This is a genomic window from Hymenobacter sp. 102, assembly GCF_049949205.1.
Taxonomy (GTDB): domain Bacteria; phylum Bacteroidota; class Bacteroidia; order Cytophagales; family Hymenobacteraceae; genus Hymenobacter.
This window is the reverse complement of the sequence record NZ_CP188172.1, coordinates 361,124-386,897: the sequence shown is the minus strand read 5'-3', so window position 1 is coordinate 386,897 and position 25,774 is coordinate 361,124. Positions and strand designations below refer to the sequence as shown.

19 protein-coding genes are annotated in these 25,774 nt (G+C 60.3%); 12 read left to right on the top strand and 7 right to left on the bottom strand.

All coding sequences use genetic code 11. The features are described 5' to 3' along the window. Window positions 1-177 precede the first annotated feature (177 nt). The gene (locus ACN19L_RS01640; RefSeq protein ID WP_426491812.1) at window positions 178-612 is read left to right on the top strand and encodes a MarR family winged helix-turn-helix transcriptional regulator; all 435 of its coding nucleotides are present in this window, start codon (window positions 178-180) and stop codon (window positions 610-612) included. Between the two features lie 171 nt (window positions 613-783). Next, window positions 784-3,228, top strand: a complete 2,445-nt coding sequence (locus tag ACN19L_RS01635; RefSeq protein WP_426491811.1) for an outer membrane beta-barrel protein — start codon at window positions 784-786, stop codon at window positions 3,226-3,228. Window positions 3,229-3,347: 119 nt separating this feature from the next. Here the strand turns inward: ACN19L_RS01635 and ACN19L_RS01630 are convergent, their stop codons facing one another. Continuing rightward, a complete protein-coding gene (locus ACN19L_RS01630) occupies window positions 3,348-3,992 on the bottom strand; it encodes a cysteine hydrolase (protein ID WP_426491810.1) in 645 nt (214 codons plus the stop codon). A gap of 602 nt (window positions 3,993-4,594) precedes the next feature. Next, window positions 4,595-6,160: a PglZ domain-containing protein gene (locus ACN19L_RS01625; RefSeq protein WP_226268341.1), complete on the bottom strand. Its 1,566-nt coding sequence runs from the start codon at window positions 6,158-6,160 to the stop codon at window positions 4,595-4,597. A gap of 352 nt (window positions 6,161-6,512) precedes the next feature. Between ACN19L_RS01625 and ACN19L_RS01620 the strand changes: the two genes are divergently transcribed. The 6 genes from ACN19L_RS01620 (at window position 6,513) to ACN19L_RS01595 (ending at window position 12,645) form a co-directional block, all read left to right on the top strand. Continuing rightward, on the top strand, window positions 6,513-7,742 hold the full coding sequence (locus ACN19L_RS01620; protein ID WP_426491809.1) for an HD domain-containing protein: 1,230 nt from the start codon (window positions 6,513-6,515) through the stop codon (window positions 7,740-7,742). Between the two features lie 112 nt (window positions 7,743-7,854). Next, window positions 7,855-8,895 (top strand): UDP-3-O-(3-hydroxymyristoyl)glucosamine N-acyltransferase, encoded by a 1,041-nt coding sequence (lpxD, locus tag ACN19L_RS01615; RefSeq protein ID WP_426491808.1) that lies wholly within the window; start codon window positions 7,855-7,857, stop codon window positions 8,893-8,895. Window positions 8,896-9,011: 116 nt separating this feature from the next. Then, window positions 9,012-10,406 carry a bifunctional UDP-3-O-[3-hydroxymyristoyl] N-acetylglucosamine deacetylase/3-hydroxyacyl-ACP dehydratase gene (locus tag ACN19L_RS01610; RefSeq protein ID WP_426491807.1) on the top strand — a complete coding sequence of 465 codons (1,395 nt, stop codon included), beginning with the start codon at window positions 9,012-9,014 and terminating at the stop codon, window positions 10,404-10,406. Between the two features lie 126 nt (window positions 10,407-10,532). Continuing rightward, complete coding sequence (gene lpxA / locus ACN19L_RS01605; protein WP_426491806.1) at window positions 10,533-11,333, top strand: acyl-ACP--UDP-N-acetylglucosamine O-acyltransferase; 801 nt, start codon at window positions 10,533-10,535, stop codon at window positions 11,331-11,333. Between the two features lie 107 nt (window positions 11,334-11,440). Next, on the top strand, window positions 11,441-12,073 hold the full coding sequence (locus ACN19L_RS01600) for an ABC transporter ATP-binding protein (protein ID WP_426491805.1): 633 nt from the start codon (window positions 11,441-11,443) through the stop codon (window positions 12,071-12,073). A gap of 212 nt (window positions 12,074-12,285) precedes the next feature. Further along, window positions 12,286-12,645, top strand: coding sequence for a hypothetical protein (locus ACN19L_RS01595; protein WP_426491804.1), 360 nt, complete (start codon window positions 12,286-12,288; stop codon window positions 12,643-12,645). Window positions 12,646-12,810: 165 nt separating this feature from the next. Here ACN19L_RS01595 and ACN19L_RS01590 read toward each other — a convergent pair whose 3' ends face one another. Continuing rightward, window positions 12,811-13,578 carry a DUF4197 domain-containing protein gene (locus ACN19L_RS01590; RefSeq protein ID WP_426491803.1) on the bottom strand — a complete coding sequence of 256 codons (768 nt, stop codon included), beginning with the start codon at window positions 13,576-13,578 and terminating at the stop codon, window positions 12,811-12,813. Window positions 13,579-13,745: 167 nt separating this feature from the next. After that, complete coding sequence (locus tag ACN19L_RS01585) at window positions 13,746-14,567, bottom strand: DUF4197 domain-containing protein (protein WP_426491802.1); 822 nt, start codon at window positions 14,565-14,567, stop codon at window positions 13,746-13,748. Window positions 14,568-14,666: 99 nt separating this feature from the next. Here ACN19L_RS01585 and ACN19L_RS01580 point away from each other — a divergent pair, with 99 nt between their 5' ends. The 4 genes from ACN19L_RS01580 to ACN19L_RS01565 all read left to right on the top strand — a co-directional run bounded on the left by ACN19L_RS01580 (window position 14,667) and on the right by ACN19L_RS01565 (window position 18,965). Then, window positions 14,667-15,932, top strand: a complete 1,266-nt coding sequence (locus ACN19L_RS01580; protein WP_426491801.1) for a competence/damage-inducible protein A — start codon at window positions 14,667-14,669, stop codon at window positions 15,930-15,932. A gap of 259 nt (window positions 15,933-16,191) precedes the next feature. Continuing rightward, on the top strand, window positions 16,192-17,598 hold the full coding sequence (locus ACN19L_RS01575; RefSeq protein WP_426491800.1) for a dihydrolipoamide acetyltransferase family protein: 1,407 nt from the start codon (window positions 16,192-16,194) through the stop codon (window positions 17,596-17,598). A 185-nt stretch (window positions 17,599-17,783) separates the two neighbouring features. Further along, on the top strand, window positions 17,784-17,993 hold the full coding sequence (locus ACN19L_RS01570) for a hypothetical protein (protein ID WP_426491799.1): 210 nt from the start codon (window positions 17,784-17,786) through the stop codon (window positions 17,991-17,993). Window positions 17,994-18,341: 348 nt separating this feature from the next. Further along, a complete protein-coding gene (locus ACN19L_RS01565) occupies window positions 18,342-18,965 on the top strand; it encodes a DJ-1/PfpI family protein (protein ID WP_426491798.1) in 624 nt (207 codons plus the stop codon). 5 nt (window positions 18,966-18,970) lie between these two features. Here the strand turns inward: ACN19L_RS01565 and ACN19L_RS01560 are convergent, their stop codons facing one another. The 3 genes from ACN19L_RS01560 to ACN19L_RS01550 all read right to left on the bottom strand — a co-directional run bounded on the left by ACN19L_RS01560 (window position 18,971) and on the right by ACN19L_RS01550 (window position 25,632). Beyond that, complete coding sequence (locus ACN19L_RS01560) at window positions 18,971-20,437, bottom strand: PLP-dependent aminotransferase family protein (protein ID WP_426491797.1); 1,467 nt, start codon at window positions 20,435-20,437, stop codon at window positions 18,971-18,973. A 154-nt stretch (window positions 20,438-20,591) separates the two neighbouring features. Continuing rightward, window positions 20,592-23,189: a TonB-dependent receptor domain-containing protein gene (locus tag ACN19L_RS01555; protein WP_426491796.1), complete on the bottom strand. Its 2,598-nt coding sequence runs from the start codon at window positions 23,187-23,189 to the stop codon at window positions 20,592-20,594. A gap of 316 nt (window positions 23,190-23,505) precedes the next feature. Then, window positions 23,506-25,632 carry a S9 family peptidase gene (locus ACN19L_RS01550; protein WP_426491795.1) on the bottom strand — a complete coding sequence of 709 codons (2,127 nt, stop codon included), beginning with the start codon at window positions 25,630-25,632 and terminating at the stop codon, window positions 23,506-23,508. Between the last annotated feature and the right edge of the window lie 142 nt (window positions 25,633-25,774).

Sequence of the window (25,774 nt, the reverse complement as noted above, 5' to 3'; positions counted from 1 at the left end):
GAATGGTATAGCAAAAGTCAATAGCCCGTCATGCTGCGCTCCGTATAACGGGCTATTGATTTTTACGACTTTCTCCAGACAGCTTAACCAGCTTCAACAAAACTGATTAGACAAATTATCTGGCAATCGGCCAACCTTTATGCTGTATCATACATCTTTATAACATATCATACACATATGCTGTCATCCATTCTTTTTTACTCACTTGATAAAGCCATCCGGCAGTATCGGCGCATGGCCCAGGCCAATATTGACCGCGCCGGCGTGGCCATTACCATCGACCAGTGGCTGGTACTGCGCGTGATTGAAGAAACCGACGACCTGACCCAAAGCGACATTGCCGAGCGGGTTTTTAAAGATCAGGCATCGGTGGCGCGCATGATCCGGCTGCTGCTGGACCGGGGGATGCTGCAGGCGGAGCCCCTCCCCCAGGATGGGCGTCGGACCCGGTTGCGGGTATCAGCCGAAGGGCACCGCACCCTGGCGGCCTTGGAGCCGGTAGTGCTCAATAACCGGGCAGTTGCTTTGCAGGGTTTGAGCGAGAATGATCTGAACACGCTCCGATTTCTGCTGGAACAGATAGCCGCCAACTGCTCAAAGCAGCCAGAATAAACCAGGCACCGAAAAAATCAGCATAGGCTTGTTTTAATATACGAAATACTTCGTACGTTTACTACGAAATCATTCGTATTACTTCTTCCACTCCTCGCTCCCGGCAAAAAAAGCTTGTCCGTGGTAGCTGGCGGAGCATTGCCCTCACTTTCCACTTCTCCTCCGTTCACTATGAAATCAACGTATGGTAGCTGGTTGCTACTGCCAGCACTGCTGCTCTGCTCCAGCGCCTGGGCCCAAACGCTGACCGGACAGGTAAAAACCGCCGCCGGAGTTCCCATTGAGTTTGCCACCGTAGTATTGCACCGCGCCACCGATTCGGTGGCGGTCAAAACGGAGTTCAGCGACGAGAAAGGCGTATTTCGCTTTGAGTCGGCGGCCGGCGGGCAGTACCTGGTATCGGCGGCGCAGGTGGGCTACACCCGGGCCTGGGCGGGGCCGTTTCCGCCGTCGGACCAGAGCACGGCGGCTCCGATAGTGCTGACGCTGCAGGCCAATGCGGCTACGGCCCTGAAAGAGGTAACCATTACGGGCCAGCGCCCTACTTTTGAGCGGGAAGCCGACCGTACCATTGTGAACGTGGAGGGCTCGACGCTGGCCGCCGGCAACACCTCTTTGGATGTGCTGCGCCGCTCGCCTGGCGTTACCATTGACGGCAACGACAACCTCGCCCTGCGCGGCAAACAGGGCTTGCTGGTACTCATCGACGGCAAGCGCCAGCCCATGACGGGCACTGAGCTGGCCGACTACCTGCGGGCGTTGCCGGCCGAGCAGCTGAAGAGCATCGAGCTGATTACTAACCCGCCCGCCAAGTACGATGCCCAGGGCGGGGCCGGCATCATTGCCATCAACCTGAAGAAAGACCAGCGGGTAGGCACCAATGGCAGCCTGAACACCAGCTATGGCCGCACGCAGTACAACAAGTACAACGCGGGCCTGAGCCTGAACCACCGCCAGCAGAACTATAACCTGTTCGGCTCCTATACCTATACCGACCGCGCCGGAGAGCCCCGCCTGACCATTCACCGGGACTTTTACCGGCCGGGCGCTAACGGGGAAGCCGACCGCCACTTGATTCAGGTGACGGACCAGGCCAACCGCTCGCCTTTCCGGCTGCGCACTCACACCTGGAAAGCGGGCATTGATTATAACCTGACGGAGCGCACGGTGCTGGGCGGGGCCGTGAGCGGGCTGGCCAACCGCAACGTGCAGCAGGGCCGCAACAGCACCATCATCAATGATGTACTGCGCAACCAGACCCAGCAGTATAACTCCGACAACTACCGCGTGGGCCGCACACCCAACGTGGCCGGCAACCTCAGCCTACGCCACACTTTCCAGGATACGCTGGGCACCCGGGAGCTGACGGCCGATGCCGACTACGCCCGCTACCGCACCAGCCGCGACCAGCGCCTGGAAACCCGCTTCAACGGGGCCGAGCAGGTGGGCGAGGTCATCACCGGTGACCAGCAGGGCACCCTCACGATTCAGTCGGCGAAGGTGGATTACACCCAGTTCCTGACCAAGCAGCTGCGGGTGGATGCCGGGGCCAAGGCCAGCCTGGTGACGGCGGATAATGACGTGCAGTTTTTCACGGATGGAGAGCTGGACCAGAACCGCTCCAACCGCTTCCGCTACGATGAGAACATCAACGCGGGCTATGTGAACCTGAACTATACCCAGCCCAAGTACACGCTGCAAGCCGGTTTGCGCGGGGAGCAAACCAACGCCGAGGGCCGGCAGGACGTGGTGCAGGCGGGCCAGCTGCCCAACTTCAGCCGGCACTATTTCCAGCTGTTTCCGAGTGCGGCCCTGAAGCGGGTGTTTTCCGAGCGGCACGAAACCAGCCTCTCCCTGAGCCGCCGTATCGACCGGCCTTCCTACGGGCAGCTGAACCCATTCCGGGTAATTATCGATAAGACGACTTCCGGCGGGGGCAACCCGAATCTGCGGCCGCAAACCAGCTACAACCTGGAGCTCACGCACACCTTCCGGCAGAAATACAACCTGGGCCTGAGCTACAGCCTCACCAACCGACCGCTCATCAGCGTGGTACAGCCCGAAACGGACAGCACGGTACTATCCACCACCCAGAACCTGAGCCGTCAGCACTACTACGCCCTCACCCTCACGGCGCCCGTGGAAGTGGCCAAGTGGTGGACGATGTACAACAACGCCGTGTTCTACTACAGCCGCTTCCAGGGTAACCTGGCAGGTACCAACCTGAACCGGGGCCGGGGCTCCTTCACGCTGACCACCAACCACACCTTCACGCTGGGTAAAGGCTGGAGCGCCGAATTGAACGCCGACTACCAGGCCCGCGACATCTACGGTTTCCTGCGGGTGCGGCCCAACGGAGAAGTAAACGCCGGCGTCCAGAAAAACTTCTGGAACCGCAAAGCCACCCTGAAGCTGAGCATGGCCGATATTTTCTTCACCAGCCCCATCCACGCCGTGTCGGAGTACGATACCTACGTGGAGCGGTTCTACCAGCGCCAGGATTCCCGGCAGGGTACACTGGCCTTCACCTACCGCTTCGGCAATGACAAGCTGGCTCCCGCCAAGCGCCGGGGTGGCGGGGCCGAAGACGAAAAGCGTCGTGCCGGCGGACAGTAACTGGCTATACACTATCATTCCGAGGGAAGGGCGGAATCTGGATTTGACCTAGTTGCGGTTGAGCCCTTATGCCGCCCTTCCTTCGGAATGACACATTGGTTTTTGACTACAACCGGTTTTTAGTAATACCCCCGCCCCTCGCTCACCGGCTCAGGCTGCTCGAGGGCGGAGAGTTGTTCCAGAAACTCCCGGTGCGTAACGGGCCTAGAGAACATGGGGTAGTTTTTCTCGCAGGCCATGCGCTGTTCTTCCTCGCTCATGGTGGCGGTGCAGTCGGTGAGGGTATACACCTGGTAGCCCAGCTCGTAGGCCGTGCGCATCGTGGATTCCACGCAGCAGTTGGTCAGGAACCCGGCCAGGGCTACGTGCGTGATGCCGCGCTGCCGCAGCACAAAATCCAGGTTAGTAGTCGCAAAGCCATCCAGGCCGCGCTTGCCTTCAATAAGGATGTCATCGGGCTGGGGCTTTAGCACGTCCACAATGTCAGCCCCCCAGGAGCCCTGCCGGAAGGAGTTGCTATCCACTACGCCTTTCAGGATGCCATAGGGGCGCGGGCTCAGTTCCCGGTAATTCTCGGTGAAGCTGATGGGCACGTGCAGGATCAGGGCTCCGGCATTGCGGGCCTGCCGCACCAGTTCCTCGGTATTGGCCAGCATATCCGTTTTCTTCATCACCGTTTTCACCGCCTCGTGTAAAGAGCCGCCGGGGGTAGTGAAATCGTTCTGAAACTCAATGAGCACAACGGCAGTGGTAGCTGGTTTCATAATAGCAGGACGTTAGAATTACACGATATTTCAAGGTACTGACCAGCTACCACTTCCACAATACTTACTTGATTATTACCATGTTATAAAAAAGTTACAATCAGGCGACACAGTAGACCCTCCATTTACGCTCCGCCCGAAGTGGAATGCAGCCTTGCTGGGCATCAGAAAGCCGAACCCATAACTCAACGAAACGGATGCTCCTATCCAGATTGCTATTAGCTACTGCCTTGCTCCAACAGCTCCCAGCACGCGCACAACGGCTGCAGCCACACGTACCCCACTTGCAGATACTTTCTGATTCAACAGTCTCTCGCATCCTTAGCCACATCAGCACCCATAGTACGCCACCAACAACAATTGGACCCCTGTACATAGTGAACGGCATTTTGCAGCCAGCATCCTTCCGGATACAGGAGTTCCCACCAGACAGCGTCTACCATCTTCAGGTGATACAACCCAAAAAAGCTATAAGGCTTTTTGGCCCGAATACTTGGAATGGTGTTGTCATTATAACTACACCCCATGCCAGCGCAATCACCAGAAAACAGAAAAGGCCGGTCAAGTGACCGGCCTTTTCTGCTTTTTGACTTACTGTACCACTACCCTTTCGGGCTGAGCACTACGTACGGGATAATGCATTCCTCCAGGGAGATGCCGCCGTGCTGGAACGTGTCCTTGTAGTAGTTCACGTAGTAATTATAGTTGTTGGGGTAGGCGAAGAAGTAGTCGCCCACGGTGAACACGTAGGCGGTACTCACGTTTTCGCGGGGCAGGAAGATGCGCTCCGGCTTGCGCACGGTGTACACGTCGCGGGAGTCATCGAAGCCCAGGTTTTTGCCGTGCTTGTAGCGTAGGTTGGTGTTCGTGTTCCGGTCGCCTACAATCTTGTAGGGCCGCTTCACCCGGATGGTTCCGTGGTCGGTGGTGATGATGAGCTTGCCCTTGCGCTCAGCAATCTGCTGCATCATCTCGTACAGTGGCGAGTGCAGAAACCAGCTACGGGTAATGCTCCGGTACGCCGACTCGTCGGCGGCCAGCTCCCGGATCATGGCCATATCGGTGCGGGCGTGGCTGAGCATGTCCACAAAATTGTAGACGATGACGTTGAGCTTGTAGTTATTGTGCAGGTTGGCCATTTTGCCCAGCAAGTCTTTGCCGGCCTGCAGGTTAGTCACCTTATTGTAGCTGTACTTGGCCTTTTGGTTGTTCTTCTGGAACATGATTTCCATGAACTCGGCCTCGTGCATGTTCTTGCCCTCGTCGTCGTCATCCCACACCCACAGGTTGGGGTATTTCTTCTGGATTTCGCCCGGCATCATGCCCGAGAAGATGGCGTTGCGGGCGTAGGCCGTGGTGGTAGGCAGAATGCTGTAGTAGGTTTCCTCCGAATCAACGGTGAATAGCTCGGCGATGATGGGTTCCAGCACCTTCCACTGGTCGTAGCGCAGGTTGTCGATGAGCACGAAGTACACGGGCGTGTCGCCGGTTTCCTTCAGCATCGGGAACACCCGCTCCTTGAACAGTTGGTGCGACATCAGCGGGGCTTCATCATCGTCGCCGTTCACCCAGTCTTCGTAGTTCTCCGTGATGAAGCGGCCGAAGTAGGTATTGGCCTCGTCCTTCTGCATGTTGAAGACGTCGGCCATGCTCTTGCCCTCCGTCTCGTTGATTTCCAGCTCCCAGTACACCAGCTTCTTGTACACATCGGCCCACTCCGAGGGGCTGAGGCGGTCAGAAAGCTGCATGCCCAGCTGGCGGAAGTCGCGCTGGTAGCCGCTGTTCGTAGCCTCGCTCACCAGGCGCTTGTTATCCAGTACCTTTTTTACCGACAGCAGAATCTGGTTCGGGTTAACCGGCTTGATGAGGTAGTCGGCAATTTTGGCCCCGATGGCCGATTCCATGATATGCTCCTCCTCACTCTTGGTAATCATGACTACCGGCACGGTGGGCCGTACCGCCTTGATTTCGGTGAGGGTTTCCAGTCCCGTCAGGCCGGGCATGTTTTCATCCAGAAACACAATGTCGTAGGTCTTCTCCTGAATTTCCTCAATAGCATCGGCCCCGGAGTTTACACCGGTTACGTCGTAGCCTTTGTCCTTGAGAAAGAGGATGTGGGGCTTCAGGAGGTCGATTTCGTCATCGGCCCAGAGAATGGAGTATTGCATGTGGTGGGGACTTGGGGTGTAGCGCCGGGCACTGCCCGGCGCGTCATTAAACGCACTTCACGAAATACAGATACCACATCTTGCGCAGTAGCTGCAAGTAGTGGCTGCAAAATGCAACTGAAGTTTCGTAAGTAGCTTTACTCCCAATCCGTGGTTTTTGATTTAAAAAATTCGCACCAGCCTATACTTCGCCCCAACTCGGCGGTAAAGTAGCCGAAAAATGTCGACTTCACCGGGCGTTCGTTCGGCCCTCAGTGGGGGCATACTGGTGTAGTAACAACACAGAACCTACTTTCCCGTTCCTTTTCGCTGGGTGTTGGCTGGTTTCCAGGCCCCGGTTTCTCTCCTTCTCATGAACAAAAAGAAAATCTTCAACGACCCGGTATATGGCTTTGTCACCATTCCCACGGAGTTGTTGTTTGACCTAATTGAGCACACCTATTTTCAGCGTCTGCGCCGGATTCAGCAGCTGGGCCTTACCATGTTTGTGTACCCGGGGGCCCTGCACACGCGCTTCCACCACGCGCTGGGGGCCATGCACCTAATGACGCTGGCCCTGCGCACGCTCAAGGACAAAGGTGTGAATATTTCGGCCAAGGAAGGCGAGGCCGCCATGGCGGCCATTTTGCTGCACGACATCGGCCACGGCCCCCTCTCCCACGCCCTGGAGCGCAGCATTTTTGATGATGTCCACCACGAGGCCATCAGCCTGCACCTGATGCGCAAGCTGAATGCTCGGTTTGGAGGGGCCCTCGATCTGGCTATTGCCATCTTCGAAGGCACCTACCCGCGGCCGTTCTTTCATCAGCTGGTGAGCAGCCAGCTGGATATGGACCGGCTGGATTACCTGAACCGGGACTCGTTTTATACCGGCGTGCAGGAAGGCCGCCCCGGCGCCGACCGCCTCATCAAAATGCTGACGGTGGTAGATGAAAAGCTGGTGCTGGAAGAAAAGGCCGTGTACAGCATCGAGAATTTCCTGGTGAGCCGGCGGCTGATGTACTGGCAGGTGTACCTGCACAAAACCGTTACCTCAGCCGAGCAGATGGTGATTCGGATTATGGAGCGGGCCCGGGATTTGGTGCGGGCGGGCGTACAGGTACCCGCCTCGCCCAACCTGCATTTCTTTCTGTCGCGCAACGTTACGCAGCAGGAGTTCGAAAACGACGACCAGATTCTGCGCCGCTTCACCCGCCTCGATGATACCGACGTGTGGGGGGCCGTGAAGCTCTGGGCCGACCACCCCGATAAGGTGCTCAACTACCTGGCCCAAAGCCTGCTCGATAGGCATCTGTTCAAAATCACGCTCCAGACGGAGCCCTTCGACGAGGAATTTCAACTGGGTATTGTGGAGCTGATTGCCGAACACTTCCGCCTACCTCACGAGGATGCCGCTCAGCTGATGCTCATCGGCCGCATCAGCAACAACGCCTATGACATTGGCGGCCAGGACCCCATTGACGTGCTCACGAAACAGGGCCGGGTAGTCAACGTCGCCGAAGCCTCCGACCTGCCCAACATCCGCGCCATCAGCCAGCGCGTGGAAAAGCACTACATCTGCTACCCCAAGGAGATTCTGTAAGCAGTGCTTAGTGCTTGGTGCTTAGTGCCTGGTTTGTTCGAGCAGACCTCCTTGTCCGATTCTAAGCACGAAGCACGAAGCACCAACCCCTATTATTTTCTACTTTTGCCCGATGGAATTTACCGTAGGCCAGATAGCAGAAGTGCTGCGCGGAGCAGTTGAAGGCGACGCCACCCAGCGCATTGACCGACTTGCCAAGATTGAAGAGGGCCAGGCAGGCTCCCTGTCGTTTCTGGCTAACCTGAAGTACGAGCATCATCTGTATACCACCGGGGCCACGGCCGTTATTGTGAGCCGCACGCTGGAGCTGCGTCAGCCCACCCAGGCGGCTCTCATTCGGGTGGATGACCCGTATACCAGCTTCACCACGCTGCTGGAGTTTTACCAGCAGGCCACTCGCACTGGCAAGCGCGGCGTGGAAGAGCCGGCCTACATGGCCGCCAGCTCCCGCATCGGCGAAAACCACTACCGCGGGGCGTTTTCCTACATTGGCGAGAACTGCGAGATTGGCCGCGACGTGGTGATTTTTCCCCACGTGTTTATCGGCGACCGGGTGAAAATCGGCGACGGTACCATTCTCTACGCCGGGGCCAAGGTGTACGCCGAAACAGTCATCGGGAGCCGCTGCACCATCCATGCCGGGGCCGTACTCGGCTCCGATGGTTTCGGCTTCGCGCCCCAGCCCGACGGCTCCTACCGCACCATTCCGCAGATTGGCAACGTGGTGCTGCAGGACAACGTGAGCATCGGGGCCAACGCCACCATCGACTGCGCGACTATGGGTTCTACCATTATCCGGGAGGGCGCTAAAATCGACAACCTCGTACAGATTGCCCACAACGTAGAAGTAGGCCGCCATACGGTTATTGCCTCGCAGTCGGGCGTGTCAGGTTCTACCAAAATCGGGGATTTTTGCGTGCTGGCCGGCCAGACCGGCCTGGCCGGCCACCTCACCCTGGCCAACCGCACCACCGTTACGGCCCAGTCGGGTGTGGGCAAATCAGTGAAAGAAGAGGGCGTGCTGCTGCAAGGCTCGCCGGCTTTTAGCCTGCGGGATTCGCTGCGGGCCAATGCCGTATTCCGCCACCTGCCCGATCTGGAACGCCGCCTTAGCCAGTTGGAACGCAGCCAAAGCGCAACAGAAAAGCCCTAGCTTTGCGCTCTGAAGAAGCTAGGAGTTAGTAGTCAGGAGCTAGAAGGCCCGGCTTGCCTGTCTTCTTTATACCCTTTACCTCCTAGCTTCTAGCTCCTGGCTCCTAGCTTCTTTAAATGAACGACAAGCAACATACCATTAAGGCCCCCGTGACTGTGAGCGGCATTGGCCTGCACACGGGCGTACAGGCCACCATGACGTTTTGCCCGGCCCCCATCAACCACGGCTACAAGTTTCAGCGCGTGGATTTGCCCGGCCAGCCCATCGTAGATGCCGACGTGGACAACGTAGTGGACCTGTCCCGCGGTACTACCATTGAGCAGAATGGGGCCCGTATCAATACGGTAGAGCACACGCTGGCGGCCCTGGTAGGCTTGCAGATTGATAACGTACTCATTCAGCTCGACGGTCCCGAGCCGCCCATCATGGACGGCAGCAGCTACGAGTTTATCAAGCCTCTGCTGGAAGCGGGCCTGGAAGAGCAGAACGCGCTGCGCAACTACTTCGAGATTCCCGACGAAATCCGCTACGTGGACAACGCCCGGGCCGTGGAAATTGCCGGCCTGCCGCTGAACTCCTACCGCCTCACGGTAATGGTGGACTACAACTCGCCGGTGCTGGGTTCCCAGCACGCCTCCCTCACCCACATCGACCAGTTCACTTCCGAAATTGCGTCGTCGCGCACGTTCTGCTTCCTGCACGAGCTGGAGGCACTCTACAAGTCGAACCTCATCAAAGGCGGTGATTTAAGCAACGCCATTGTGGTAGTGGACCGCGTGGTGAGCGACGAGGAACTGGACGAGTTGGCCACCATGCTGGGCAAGCCCAAGGTGGCCGTGAAGAAGGAAGGCATCCTCAACAACGTGGACTTGCGCTACAAGAATGAGCCCGCCCGCCACAAGCTGCTTGATTTGGTGGGTGACCTGGCCCTGGTAGGCCGCCCGCTGAAGGGGCAGATTCTGGCCGCCCGGCCCGGCCACGCGGCCAACGTGGCGTTTGCCAAGCGCATCAAGAAGAAGATGATGGAAGCCCACACCAGCCCGGTGCCGGCCTACGACCCCGCCCGCGAGCCGGTAATGGACATCAATAAGATTGCCGCTACGCTGCCCCACCGCTACCCCTTCCTGCTCATCGACAAGATCATTCACCTTGATGCCAGCACGGTAACCGGCGTCAAGAATGTGACGATGAATGAGCCCTTCTTCCAGGGCCACTTTCCGGGTAACCCGGTGATGCCCGGCGTACTGCAAATTGAGGCTATGGCCCAAACTGGTGGCATTCTGGTCCTCAATACCGTGCCCGACCCCGAAAACTACTGGACATATTTTCTGGGTATCGAAAACTGCCGCTTCCGGCGGATGGTTAAACCCGGCGACACAATCATCTTCAAATGCGAGCTGACCGCTCCCATTAAACGCGGTATTGCCAAAATGAGCGGCAAAGCCTACGTAAATGGGAAAGTGGTCATGGAGGCCGAAATGTCGGCCAGCATCGTCCGGAAAACTGCCTAGTTTTTTTAGTTATGAGAGTTGAATTACGAGTGCTGAATTGACTTCCAGAGCCGGTCGAATCTGACTTACCTCTTTGTCGTTCAGCAACCCATCATTCAGAACTCATAACTCATAACTCAACATCGAATGAACCAGCCGCTCGCCTATATTCACCCCGAAGCCAAAATTGCCCAGAACGTGGTAGTGGAGCCCTTCACGACCATCGACAAGGACGTGGAAATCGGGGAAGGCACCTGGATTGGCCCCAATGTGACCATTATGGCCGGGGCCCGCATTGGCAAAAACTGTAAGATTTTTCCGGGGGCCGTACTTGCGGCGCAACCCCAGGACCTGAAGTTTGCCGGCGAGAAAACCACCGTGCACATCGGCGACAATACCGTAATCCGGGAGTGCGTGACGGTGAACCGCGGCACCGTGGACAAGCTCAAAACCGTCATCGGGGCCAACTGCCTGCTGATGGCCTACGTGCACGTGGCCCACGACTGCGTGATTGGTGACAACTGCATTCTGGCCAACACGGTGCAGGTAGCGGGCCACGTGGAAATTGGGGACTACGCCATTGTGGGCGGGTCGTCGGCCATTCACCAGTTCGTGCACATTGGGGCCCACGCCATGATTTCGGGTGGCTCCCTGATTCGCAAAGACGTGCCCCCCTTCGTGAAGGCCGGCCGCGAGCCGCTCACCTACGTGGGCATCAACAGCATTGGGCTGCGCCGCCGCGGGTTCTCCGACCAGAAGATTGCTGAAATCCAGCAGCTCTACCGCCTGCTGTTCCTGAGTGGTCTCAACAACGCCGCCGCCCTCGACCAGATTGAGCTGGAGCTGGCTCCTTCCCCGGAGCGCGACGAGGTAGTAAACTTCATCCGCAACTCCGGCCGCGGCGTCATCAAAGGCTACTCCCGCAGCACCAGCGGCGGCGGAGAATAGATTCGAAGAAGTGAGTACGAAGAAGCGAGAAGTGAGACTGTTGTTCGGGCTTATGCCCATTGAACGCCAGTCTCACTTCTCGCTTCTCACTATCTAAGCGCTAAAACATGCAGATTACCGCCACGGGCCTGAGCAAGCGGTTTGCGCGGGAATGGATTTTTCGGGACCTGACGTACACGTTTCGGGCCGGTACGGCCACGGCTATTCTGGGGCCCAACGGCGCGGGCAAAAGCACGCTCCTCAATACGCTCTCGGGCCAGCTGCTGCCCACGGCCGGCACCTTGGCGTACGAGCACCGGGGACAGGCCATTGCGGTAGAGGACGTACCCGCCTGCCTGGCCTACGCCGCGCCCTACCTGGAGCTGATTGAGGAGCTGACCCTCACCGAGCTGATCCGGTTTCATACCCGCTTCAAGCCGCTGCGACCGGGCCTTTCGGCCGAGGAATTGATTACGCTGATGTACCTGGAGAAATCCCGCCACAAGTTGGTGCGCGACTTCTCCAGCGGCATGAAGCAGCGCCTGAAGCTGGCACTGGCCCTGTACGCCGATGCCCCCCTGCTGCTGCTCGACGAGCCCACCACCAACCTCGACCGGACCGGCGTGGCCTGGTACCTGGAGCACGTGCACGCTACCCTGACCGGCCGCACGGTGCTGGTGTCGAGCAATGTGCCCGAGGAGTACGATTTCTGCACCGAGCAGGTCAATATCACCGATTTTGGGGCCCGGGCGGCCCGGTAGCCGCATAGTGGGGCGAACTACGTATTTTTAGGTTGCACCGAACCTGAAAACAGCCGTTGACAATCAGCCTGCTAACCTAGGATACCGGATTCCAGACTTCTTCTCCGGCAGGAGGTGCAACCTTTGGAAGCCCTCGGCACGTATCTTCGCAGCCGGAACACAGCCCCGATTTCACCCCGAATTTTTCACTCTTTACCGCCCCTAGCAAGGCCATGAGACAACACGACGACCTCGACGACGACCTCTTCGATGACGATGAGCTAGATAACTTTGCCGCTACCGGCGGCAGTGCTACCCGTGGCAACTCCGAAGACCAGCTTTCGGCCAAGTACGCCGACTACCTGATGTGGCGCGACACCGGCTCCTCGCACGATGAGGCCCTGGACCTGGCCAGCATGACAGAAGACGAGTACGCCACCGCCGAAGCCACCGAAGACCCCGATGGCAGCAACGGTTTCAGCTCCCTCGACGACCTCGACGACGATGACTTCTCCGACGACGATACCGACGAGTACGGCAGCAGCGGCAGCTCCCGCAACAGCCGCCGCAACTCCGACTACGACGACTATTAATGCGTAATGTGGTGAATGTGGCGGGAATGTGAGCAATGTGCAAAATGCACCGGCTTGCGTTTCTTCCGCCATAATTCCTCAACAAAAAGGCCCGCTTTCCTTACGGAAAGCGGGCCTTTTTTATAATCAATAGCGCGGACCACCCAGTTCGCGCTACTACCGTGCTTATTTCCGGCCGAAGACGCGGCGCAGGATTTCGGTGGTGCGGGCGACGGGGTTTTCGCGGATGTTGGCTTCCTCCTGGGCCACCAGCGTGAACAGACCGTCGATGGCCTTGCCGGTGGCGTACTGGTTGAGGTCGGTTTGCACGGGCGTAACCAGCGGAATGCGGTTGTAGCGGGTGGTCAGGTCAGTGTAGTAGCGGGTGGCGCCTACTTTGTCGAGGCTTTGCTGGATGATGGGCCGGAAGGCCGTGGTGAGCTGCTCGGTGGTGGTGCGCTTGAGGTAGTTGGTAGCGGCGTCCTTTTCCCCGGTCAGGATACCCCACACATCCTTAAACGTGAGGCTCTTGATGGCTGCCAGAAAGATGGGCTTGGCGCTCTTGGCTGCATCCTCCGCCCCCCGGTTCAGCGTTAGCTCAAACCGGTCCACCTGGCTGCCCAGCCCGATGGAGCGCAGCGTATTGGCTACGCGCTGGGCATCGGGCGGAAACGGAATCCGGATCAGCCGGTTCAGATAGAAGCCATCCTGCTTGGATGCCTGGTCGGTACCCTTGCTGATGCCCTGCGAAAGCGCCTCGCGCAAGCCCTGCGCAGCTTCCTGCTGCGTAAGGCTGCCGGTACCGGCAGTGGTACTACCAGGTTGGGAGGTAGTAGTTTTGGGCAGCGTGGTTTTGAGAATATCTCCCAGCTTCGAGAGCTTTATCTGGGCCGAAGCGGAAAGTTGCAACCCCAGCAACACGACGGGCAACGCGAGAAAACGGCGGTAGTTCATAGCAAGGAAAGTGAGCGGCAAAGGTACTGCCGGCACTTTTGCAGAAACCGGACCACTTTTGGCGAAGAGTTAAGTTATGAGTGCTGAGTTATGAATTGGGGGTACTGCCCTGAATGAGCGGTACCCCCAATTCATAATTCAACTCTCATAATTCAGCACTCCCCAACCTACTTCCCGCCGAACACGCGCTTGAGCAGGGCGCTGCCCTGGGCGGCAGGGTTGGCCCGGATGCGGCCTTCCTCGGCGGCCATGAGGGCAAACAGGCCATCCACGGTTTTCTCAGTGGCGTAGGGCACCAGCTGGGGGTTGAGGGGCGTCACCAGCGGAATCTTATTGTAGCGGGCTACCATTTCGGCGTAGAGCCTAGTAGCCCCGGTTTGCTCCAACGACTGCTGCATAGTGGGCTGGAAGGCCGTGCGCAGGTCGGCGGCGGTTTTCTCGTAGAGCAGCGTGGTAGCCGCGTCCGACTCCTTGCTGGTGGCCAGCGTGAGGGCGTCCTGCAGGCTCAGGTTCTGCACCGCGTTCAGGAAGATGGGTTTGGCCTGACCAGCGGCCGTTTCGGCGGCGCGGTTCAGGGCCACTTCGAAATTATCGACCAGTGCCCCGGCCCGCAGCTTGCGCAGCGTGGCGGCTACCAGCTCGGCCTCGGGCGGGAACGGAATGCGGATGTCGGCATTGGCATTGAAACCATCGGTTTCGCCGCCCTGGGCCACGGCTTTGGTTACGGCCTGGGTGAGGGCCTCGCGCAGGCCGCCGGTGGCTTCGTCGGCCGTGAGGGGCACGACGACGGGCGCTATTACTTTGGTAGCGGCGGTGGCTTTGGTGGTAGTCGTGGTCTTTTTGACGGGCGTCGTTTTCTTGACCGGGGTGGTTTTCTTGGTGGTGGACGTGGTGGTCTTTTTCGTGGTGGTTTTGGTTTGGGCGGCGGCTAGCTGGGCGGTGGCCAGCGTGAGCGTGAGGCCCAGCGCGAGGGTACGGAGGGGAGTCATACGGAAAAAATCAGGTAAACCCAGACGCCAGTGTGGCGTTGTTAGCGGGCGAGGTGCCAATATTGCGCCAAATCCGCTACTCCTCCTAACCTTCTCCCTATGCCCCTCATTCCCGACGTTGAAATCATGACTATTGGCGACGAGCTGCTCTACGGGCAGGTCATCGACACCAATTCGGCCTTTATGGGCCAGGAGTTGGGCAAGCTGGGCCTGCGCGTGCGCCAGATTACCAGCGTATCCGACCGGGCCGACGAAATTGTGGCCGCCCTCGACCTGGCCCGGCAGCGGGCCCAGGTGGTGCTCATGACCGGCGGCCTCGGCCCCACCAAGGACGACCTCACCAAGCACGTGCTGGCCCGCTACTTCGGTGCCGAGCTGGTACTGCACGAGCCCACCCTGCGCCACGTGGAAGGCATTTTTGCCCGCTTCAACCGGCCCATGCTGGAGGTGAACCGCCAGCAGGCGCTGGTGCCGGCCAACTGCACGGTGCTGCATAACGCCCTGGGCACGGCCCCCGGCATGTGGTTCGAGGACCGGGGCACCGTGTTCGTGAGCATGCCCGGCGTGCCGTTTGAAATGAAAGGGCTGATGACCGACGAGGTACTGCCCCGCCTGCGCCAGCACTTCCAGACGCCCGCCATTGAGCACGTGGTAGTGCAGACGGTGGGCCTGGGCGAATCATTCCTGGCCCAGCGCATTGAGGACTGGGAAAACCGCCTGCCCGCCAACGTGAAGCTGGCCTACCTGCCCTCTTTGGGCGGCGTACGCCTGCGCCTGACCGGCCACGACGACGGCCAGCCCGACCTGCGCGCCCGCATGGAGGCCCTGCTGCCGGAGCTGCGCACCTTGCTCGGTGACCATATCTTCGCCGAGGGCGAAATCAACCTGGAAACGGCCGTGGGCAACCTGCTGGCCAAGCGGGGCCTCACGGTGGGCACCGCCGAAAGCTGCACCGGCGGCCTGCTGGCCCACCGCCTCACCAGCGTACCCGGCAGCTCCCGCTACTACCAGGGCAGCATCATTGCCTACTCCAACGACATCAAGCTGCAGGAGCTGGGCGTGAAGGCCGAAACGCTGGCCGCCCACGGGGCCGTAAGCGAGCCGGCCGTAGCCGAAATGGCCGAGGGCTTACGCCGCCGCCTGGGCGTGGATGTGGCCCTGGCCACCAGCGGCATTGCCGGCCCCGACGGCGGCACCGATGCCAAGCCCGTCGGCACCATCTGCCTAGCCTACGCCGACGCCCGCCACACCGTTACCCGCCAGATCAGCTTCAACCGCGGCCGCCAGCTCAACCTGGAGTATACCACTACCGCCGCGTTGAACCTGCTGCGGCTGGAAGTGGAGAAGGGGCCGCTTGGTGGTTGAGTGGTTGAATTGTTGGGTGGTTGCATGGAGGTAAACTGTCATCCTGAGCGAAGCGAAGGACCTTATCACGTTACAACGACACGGTACACCGTGATATGGTCCTTCGCTTCGCTCAGGATGACAGACGTTACCTACCAAACCAGCCAGCCATCCAACAATCTACCTATTCGACAATCCCGCAATCCAACAGTCCAACACTTCACTTACCTTTGGGCTCCGAAACCCACCCCCACCCTTTTCCCTAAACACCCCCAACCGCATGGCACGAGTGGAAATGACGATGCCCAAGATGGGCGAATCCATCATGGAAGGCACCGTTCTGAAATGGCTCAAACAAGTAGGCGACACCATCGACCAGGACGAGTCGGTGCTGGAAGTAGCCACCGATAAGGTGGATACCGAGGTGCCCGCCCTGCACGCCGGCGTGCTCCAGGAAATTCTGGTGCAGGAAGGCCAGGTAGTAGCCGTGGGGGCCCCCATTGCCGTTATTGAAACCGACGCGGCCAGCGCCGGCACCACCGCCCCGGCCGCCGCCGCCGAGGCTCCTGCCCCGTCCATCAACGGCGCCGAGAAGCCCGCCGTGCCCTACCTGCCCGAAGCCCACGACCCGCAGGCCAACGCCGCCCAGGCCGTAGCCGCCCAGCCCCAGGCCGGCCGCTTCTACTCGCCCCTAGTGCTGAGCATTGCCCGCGAAGAAGGCATTTCGATGGCCGACCTGGAGTACCTGCCCGGCACCGGCAGCGAAGGCCGCGTGACCAAAAAAGACATTCTCGATTACGTAGCCGCCGGCAAGAAGCCCCTGGCCCAGGCCGCCGCACCGGCTGCTGCGGCCCCGGTTGCAGCCGCACCAGCGGCTCCGGCCCCAGTAGCTGCGCCGGCCGCGCCGGCTCCGGCTGCTGCCCCGGTGGCCGCCGCCAACACGTCGCAAACGGCGAAAGCCGTGCCCTCTATCAGCGGCAACCAGGAGCTGCTGGAAATGGACCGCATGCGCAAGATGATTGCCCAGCGCATGGTGGACAGCAAGCGGATTTCGCCCCACGTTACCTCCTTCGTGGAGGCCGACGTGACCGACATCGTGAACTGGCGCAACAAGCACAAGGATGCTTACAAGAAGCGCGAGGGCGAAAACCTCACCTTCACGCCCATTTTCATCCAGGCCATTGCCCGCGCCATTCAGGACTTCCCGATGATCAACGTGTCCATTGAGGGCGACTACATCATCAAGAAGCGCGACATCAACGTGGGCGTGGCCGTGGCTCTGCCCTCGGGCAACCTCATCGTGCCCGTGATTCACAACGCCGATCAGCTGAACCTGAACGGCCTGAGCAAGAAGGTAAACGACCTGGCCAACCGGGCCCGCGCCAACAAGCTCAAGCCCGAGGATCTGGAAGGCGGCACCTACACCGTATCCAACGTGGGCTCGTTCGGCAACGTGATGGGCACGCCCATTATCATGCAGCCGCAAGTGGCCATTATGGCCGTGGGTGCCATCAAGAAGAAGCCCGCCGTCATCGAAACCCCGCAGGGTGACCTGATTGGCGTGCGCCACTTCATGTTCCTGAGCCACAGCTATGACCACCGCGTAGTGGACGGCTCGCTCGGCGGCATGTTCGTGCGCCGCGTGGCCGACTACCTGGAGCAGTTCGACCCCAATACCAGCATTTAGTGCTTAGTGCTTAGTGCTTAGTGCTTAGTGCTTAGTGCTTAGTGCTTAGTGCTTAGTGTGTATGAAAACGCCCCGCCGTGGTTACGTGGCGGGGCTTTTTTGCGGCGCGAAGCCGTACTTTTGTGTACTGATTATATACCGGCCCGACTTTTCTGTTCGGGGTTCTGTACTGACTTCTCTTTCTGATGAATAAAGCACTGCCTTTGGTGGCCCTACTTATTGCCTTGGGCCTGATTCTGTTCCTGTACCAGCGCCTGCGCACCACGGAGGCCGCCCTGGAGGTAGCCAACCGCCGCTTCTCCGACTGTGAGCAGGTAAACTTCCAGCTCCAGAACCAGCTCACCCAGGCCACCCGGGGCCGCGCCGTGCCCGACAGCCTGAAAGTGCGCGACTAACTGCACACCTTGCCGGGCTCTGCATGCTGGCCCCGGCACCCTGCTTGTCAGGCGTGCCGGGGCCGCTGGCTTTCGGCGGGATTACGACCTGTCAATATCACCACCGCCCGGCCTGACGTCAGGCGGGTATGGACGGGAGGAAGCCGGATTCGGGAAGGACACATACGGAGGCGGCATCAGTGCGTCACCGTTACCCGGCGCGCCCTTGGCTGGCCTGGTTGATTTCGGCCATCTGGATGGGCTGCCGGCCTGAGGAAACCCGCACTTTTGTAGCAGCCGCAGCCGCAAGCTACCGGTCGGCGTAAGCGACACTACCCTTCTGCACTCTCTTTCCCCCATTCCATCCTCATGTACCAGGTTGCCATTTTACTTTTCCACGAAGTTGAAGTGCTGGACTTTGCCGGCCCTTTTGAAGTATTCGGAGTAACCGAAGTGGACGGCCGCCGCCCTTTCAACGTGTTTACCGTCGCCGAGCACAGCCCCGTTTTTGCCCGCAACGGGTTGTCGCTGAATCCCACGTACCGGCTCCAGGATCATCCGGACGCCGACATCATCATCGTGCCGGGCGGGGCCAGCCTGTTGGCCGATGGCACGCCGCTGGGCACCCGGCGCGAAATGCACAACGAGGTTATTTTGAACTGGGTGCGGCGGCACATAGCCACGGCCGAGCTGGTTTTATCGGTGTGCACGGGTGCCTTCGTGCTGGCCAGGGCCGGTGTGCTGGAGGGCCTCACCGTCACCACCCATCACTCCGTGGCCCGGCAGTTGCAGGAGCTGCTGCCCACCGCCACCGTGGCCCCGGAGTGGCGCTGGACCGATAACGGCCAGGTAATCACGTCTGCCGGCATCTCGGCGGGTATTGATATGGCCCTGCACGTAGTTGGCCGCCTGCTGGGCCCGGAAGTGGCGGCGGCTACGATGCGGGAGATGCAATACGCGCCGGGGCCGCACTCGGCGCCGACGTTGGAATAATTCCTTTATTCCAGCGTGCGCAGGGCCGTCTCCAGCACGCGTACGCTGCGGTTCAGCTCGGCGGGCGAAAGGGAGGCAAAGCCCAGGCGCAGGTGGGTTGGCCGGGGTTCCGCTGGCAGCTGGCAGGCTTTTCCGTCACTGATCAGCAATCCGTGCCGAAGGCAGGCCTGGGCCAGCCGTGGCACGTCAACTTCCGGCAGAAACCCGCCCCAGACGGCCAGTCCGCCCGTGGGCGGAGTAAAGGAAAACCACGGCGCCAGCCGCGTCTGCAAGGCCGTACAAAACACGTCGCGGCGGTGCTGGTACACCTGCCGGGACCGGGCCAGATGGTGCTGCATCGTGCCCTCGGCGAACAGGTCGGCCACGGCCGTTTCCAGCAGTGGGTCGCCCAGCTGATCTATCAGTACCCGGAGCGGGGCCAGGGCAGCAAGCACCTCCTCAGGAGCCACAATGTAGCCAATGCGGTAGGCGGGCGCGAGTACCTTGCTCAGGGAGCCGGTGTAGAGCACCCGCCCGGTGCGGTCGGCACTGGCCAGGGGCAGAATGGGCGCGCCGGCGTAGTGGTAGTCGAAGTCGTAATCGTCTTCCAACACGATGAAATCGTACTGCTCGGCCAGCTCCAGCAGCCGCACCCGCCGCACCGCCGATAAGGTAGCGGTGGTTGGGTAATGGTGGTGAGGCGTAACGTAGAGCAGCCGCACGGCCTGCCGCTGGCAGAGTGCTTCCAGCGCCTCCACCACCAGTCCCTGCTCATCCACGGCCACGCGCGCCAGCCGGGCCCCGCGCCGCTCAAAAATGGCATCTGCCTCCGCGTAGCTTCGCTCGCCCACCACCACCGTATCACCGGCCTGCACCAGCAGCTGGGCCAACAGGAAAAACCCCATCGTGCTGCCCCGGGTGATGAATACATTCCCGGCCGTGGCGGGTACGCCGCGCGTGTCGTGCAGGTAGCGGGCCAGCTGCTGACGCAGGCGGAGCACCCCGTGGGGCGCCACGTAGCCCAGCAACTGCCGCTGCTGCGCGGCCCACCGGGTAGCCAGCCGATAATTGCGCGCCAGCAGGGTGTGCGGTGCCAGCCGGGAGTCCGGAAGCCCACCATCGAGCACCAAAGATGCCGGCCCTGAAACGGGAGCCGACTGCGGGGCCGCGAAACGAAAAGCGGCCCGGTCCGGGAAGTTCCCGGCCAGGACCTGAAGGGGCTGACTAACCGCCTCCGGCGACTGCGCGCAGACCAGCGGTGCTTTGCGCGGCTGCTGCACCAGCCAGCCCTGGGCCTGCAGCTCCTCGTAGGCCAACGTAATCGTCTGCCGGTTCACGCACAGCTGTTCCGCGAGCTGGCGGGTTCCGGGGAATTGTGCGCCAAACGGCAGAACGCCTCGCCGGATCAGGTCAATCAGGCCGGTAGCAATCTGTTGGGGCAGCACGGGCGCGGCGTCGCGCCGCAGGATAATAAGAGACTGATAGGGAAGCATGTTGGAAGACACCTCACGGCCACCGGCCAGGTGAAGGCCGGGCCATGCTCACGCCAGAAGAGCAAACATAGCAGCACCACCGGTTAAAACGAATGAACCGACTGCGGCTTGCGCGCAGTCGGTTCATTCGTTTTAACCGGTGGTGCCCGAAAAACTACGGCCGGCCGCCGCTGGGGCCCTGAGCCGGCGTGGCGCCGGCACCGTTGCCACCGTCGCCGCCATCTTTCAGGTCGTCGTTGTTGATGGAGCGGCGGCGCTTGGGTTGAGCCATGCTCATCTTGCCGATGCGGTAGCTCAGGTTCACGCGGAAGCCGGACCGGCGCAGCACGTTCACACTGTACTGGTCGAGCACTGGGGTATTGATGGAGTTGCGGATTTTGTTGGTGGGCGTGAAGAAGTTGTCGGCTCCGAAGCCGATGCTGCCTTTCTTATCGGCAAAATCCTTCTTCAAGCCCAGACTGTATACCCCAAAACCGCCCTGGTAGCCCTGCAGCTGCACCTGCCGGCCGCGGTAAAAGCTGAACGCCTGCACGCCCCAGCCCTTGGCGAAGGTGTAGCCGCCCATCAAACGGCCACTGGCCACCCAGCCCTGATTGCTGGCCGCGTACAGCACGTCGGAGGTATTGTTATCAAGCGTGGCATAGTACACATCCAGGCCGCCGCCCAGTGTGAGCTTGTTCTGGATGTTGACGTTGGCATTCATGCTGCCACCGTAGGCGTTTTCGGTGCCGATGTTGGCGTACGTAGTCCGGATAAGAGCCCCGTCCTCGGTACGCACCGGCTGGATGGAGCCGTTGGTGTTGCGCGCAAAGGCAGAGAAATTCAGCGAGGTCTGCTTAATGAAAGTGCTGTAGCCCAGCTCGTAGTTGTTGGTGTACTCGGGCTCCAGCTCGGGGTTACCCTCAGTGTATTGTAGCTGGTTGCCCGACTGCCGGTTGGGGTTCAGGAACTGCAGCGAAGGACGCTGGATGCGGTAGTTATAAGCGGCTTTGAGCACGTTGCCGTTGGCTAGCTTGCGCGAGAGGTTCACGCTGGGCACCAGCACTCCATATGGGTCAATGGAGGTTTCCGTGTCGGTGCGGAAGTCGGCCGTGATGGTGGTATACTCGTAGCGGGCCCCGGCTTTCAGGGTGTAGCTTTTGAGGAAGCTCTGGGTGTACGAAAGGTAGGCCGCCGCAATGTTCTGGTTGTAGTCGAACACGTTGGAAAGCGTGGTGCCGGTCTGCCGCTGCCCGTTCAGGAAGGTGGTATAGTCACTGTTGACGCGGCGCACGATGTCCTTAGCCCCGAACTCCAGCAGCTGGGTTTTGCTCAGGGGCGTCTGGTAATCGGCCTGCAGCGTGATTTCCTGGTTGTAGCTGTCGTTGAGGTTGCGGCGGTAGTCGCCAACCCCTTCCCCGCTCAGGGTGGTATTGGTGAAGTTGTTGGTGCGGGTGTTGCGGCTATACTGGGCTAGCAGGCTGAACTCGCGCTGAGGCGTCTCAAAAGTGCGGGTGTAGTTGAGCGTGGCATCCAGGGTGTTCGAGTTGTCGAGCACCTTCACGTCGCTGAGGCGGTTGGTGAGCGAATCGCCCAGTACCGGCCGGAAAAACGTGGTCTGCGAGGCCAGATCATCCTGGTAGTTGGTGCCGTTGCGCAGGCCCAGCTGCACCGAGGCCGAGAGGAAGTTGTACTTGTTGATGTCGTAGTCCCAGCCCAGCGAGTAGCGCCCGAACACGTTCTGCTGGCGCGTATCGGCCGACTGAACGGTGCGGCTCAGCAGCTGGCGGTTGGCAATGTCGTTGCCGGTGATGCCGTAGGTGGTTTGCTCGTTGCGGAAGCTGCCGGGCACGTTGTACTGGCCCCGGCCGCCGCCGCCCAGCGAGAAGCCCATCTTGCCCACCCGGTAGGAGGCATTCAGGCCCAGATCGGAGCTGCGCAGGCCGGCGCTGGTGCGCAAATCCAGCGTAAAGCCCTGCAGGTTGTTCTGCTTGGTCACGATATTGATGATACCGCCCGAGCCTTCGGCGTCGTACTTGGCCGAGGGCGAAGTAATCACCTCCACCGTCTTAATCTGGTCGGCCGGAATCTGCTTCAGCGCGTCGGCAATGCTGTTGGCTGAGATGGTGCTGGGGCGGTTGTTGATGAGCACCCGGATGTTCTGGCTGCCGCGCAAGCTCACGTTGCCGTCGAGGTCTACCGAGAGGTTGGGCACACGCTTGAGCACGTCGGTGGCGTCGCCGCCACGGGTGGTTTCGTCCTTCTCGGCGTTGTACACCGTGCGGTCCACCTTCTCCTCCACCAGGCTGCGCTGGCCTTCCACCCGCACTTCCCCCAGCGCCTGCGCCGACGATTCCAGCGCTACCGTACCCAGGGCCACGGTGTTGCCGGCCTCGGTAATCACCACGCCGGTTTTTTCCACCTGCTTATACCCGATAAAGGTAATCTGCACGGTGTAGGTACCAGGCGCAATGCGCGGAATAGTGAATTTTCCGTTGTCATCGGCAGCGGTACCATCCACGGGCTTGCCGGTGGCGGGGTTTACCAGAGCCACCGTGGCAAAGGGCACCGGCTGCTTGGAAGTAGCATCCGTAACGGTGCCCGTAACACGGCCCGTTCCCTCCTGCGGGGCCATGGCGGCCCCGCCGGCTCCGGCCGGCCGGGTAGCACCAGCCGGACGCGCGGCCCCGCTTGGCGGCGTGCCGCCGGGCATTTGGGCCAGCACCGCATGGCTGCCGGAAAGGAGAAGAATCGGGAAGAGTAGTTTTTTCATGTGCGAGAGGGGAAGCGTCTATCACCCGGCCGCCAAACGGCCGCGGCGGGCCATGGGGCGCGGCATCAGCACAAACCTACGGGCTCGGACCCCGCCCCTGAAATGAAGCCGACCAACCGGCTGATTTCTGCGGCGGAGCCCGAAAAAAGGTCGGGTGAATACCAGGTAACCGAGCCACAGACGCAACTTCAGGCCCGAGGTGGCACAAAGGCCCGAATATTTGTCGGGTTTGTGGCCGGCCGGAAACGCAAAACGCCCCTCCGGTAACCAGAGGGGCGTTCTGTTGTAGCGCGAAGCGGAGTTGCGCGCTACTGTGCTAGGCTTTCACGCCCAGTAGCAGCAGCATGAAAGCAAACTGCCGGGCCGTGTCGTGGATGGACTTGAAGCGGCCCGAGGCCCCGCCGTGGCCGGCGGCCATGTCGGTGTGGAGCAGCAGCAGGTTGTTGTCGGTTTTCAGGGTGCGCAGCTTGGCTACCCACTTGGCCGGCTCGAAGTACTGCACCTGCGAGTCGTGCAGGCCGGTGGTCACGAGCATGTTCGGGTAGGCCTGGGCCTTCACCTGGTCGTAGGGCGAGTACGAGAGCATGTAGTCGTAGAACTCCTTCTGGTTGGGGTTGCCCCACTCGTCGTACTCGCCGGTGGTCAGCGGGATGCTTTCGTCGAGCATGGTGGTCACCACGTCCACGAAGGGCACGGCGGCCACTACGCCCTTGTAGTACTCGGGGTGGTTGTTCACCACCGCGCCCATCAGCAGGCCGCCGGCCGAGCCGCCCATGGCAAACAGCTTGTCGGCGGAGGTGAACTTCTGGTCGAGGAGAAATTTGGAGCAGTCGGTGAAGTCGGTGAAGGTGTTTTTCTTCTTGAGCTTCTTGCCGTTCTCGTACCACTGCCGACCCATTTCCTGCCCGCCCCGGATGTGGCAAATCACGTAGGCGAAGCCCCGATCCAGCAAGCTCAGGCGGGCGGCGCTGAAGGTGGCATCCATGGAGTAGCCGTAGGAACCGTAGGCGTACTGCAGCAGCGGGGCCGAGCCGTCCTTCTTGAAGCCCTTCTTGTACACGATGGACATCGGGATTCTGGTGCCGTCGGTGGCGGTGGCGTATACCCGCTCGGTCACGTAATCCTCCTTCTTGAAGCTTCCGAGCACGGTTTGCTCCTTCAGCAGCTTCTTGCTGCGGGCGTTCATGTCGTAGTCGAAGGTGGAGTTGGGCGTGGTGAGCGAGGAGTAGCCGTAGCGCAGCACGGGCGTATCAAACTCGGGGTTGATGCTGATGGCGGCCGTGTAGGTGGGCTCCCCGAAGTTGAGGTAGTGCTCCTGCTTGTCCTTCCACCGAATCACGCGCAGCTGCAGCAGGCCTTCCTTCCGCTCACCCAGCACCAGGTAATCCTTGAACAGCTCCATGTTTTCCAGGAACACGTCGGGACGGTGGGCAATAACCTCCTGCCAGGCCGTTTTGGCAGTGTTCTTCACCGGCGTTTTCAGCAGGCGGAAGTTGGGCGCCCCAGCGTTGGACAGCACGTAAAAGTCGTTGCCGAAGTGCTCCACCTCGTACAGATGGTCAGCCTCGCGCGGCAGAAACACCTGCAGCGCCGCCGTGGGCTTGGCGGCCTCCACGTACCGCACCTCCGATGACATGGTGCTGCCAATGGTCAGGAACACATATTGCCGCGACTTGGAGCGGTGCACCCCGATGCGGAAGGTGTTGTCCTTCTCCTCGTACACCAGCTGGTCCTTACTGGGGTCGGTGCCCAGGGTGTGGCGGTAGAGCTGGTAGTCCAGCAGCGTGGTGGGGTCCTTGCGGGTGTAGAAGACGGTTTTGTTGTCGGCGGCCCACACGGCGTTGCCGCTGGTGTTCGGAATCTGCTCGGGGTAGAGCTGGCCGGTTTGCAGGTTGCGGAAGCGCAGCGTGTAGAGGCGGCGGCTCACCACGTCCTCGGAGTAAGCCAGCACCTGGTTGTCGTCGCTCACCTCGAAGCCGCCAATCTGGTAGTAGGCCTTGCCCTTGCCCAGCTCGTTGGCGTTGAGCAGAATTTCCTCTTTGGCGCTCAGGCTGCCCTTTTTGCGGCAGTAAATCGGGTACTCGGCCCCGGCCTCGAAGCGGGTGTAGTAGTAGTACCCATTATCCCGGTACGGCACCGACTCGTCCTGCTCCTTGATGCGGCCCTTGATTTCTTGGAACAGCTTTTCCTCCAGCCCCTTCACCGGGGCCATCTGCTGCTCGAAATAGGCGTTTTCGGCGTTCAAGTAGCTGATTACCTCGGGGTTCTCGCGCTCATTGAGCCAGTAATAGTTGTCGAGGCGGGTGCCGAAGGGCGACTTGAGTTCTTTGGGCTTGAGAGCCGCAACGGGAGGTTTGGGCATAGTGGCAGGAGTGCTTTGGGCGAAAACCGCGCCGCTAAGCAGCAGGCCCGCGCCCGTGAGCCATGTGTACAAGGAATTCATAGCGCAACAAGTCAACAAGTGAAAAGGATGCGCTAAAGAAACGGGGAATTTGCGAAGGGCGGCGGCCCAGGCCGTAAAAACGGCAGAGGACCGCCCGGGTTTATCATAGTAACCGTACCAGCCGGAATGTAGAGACGCGACA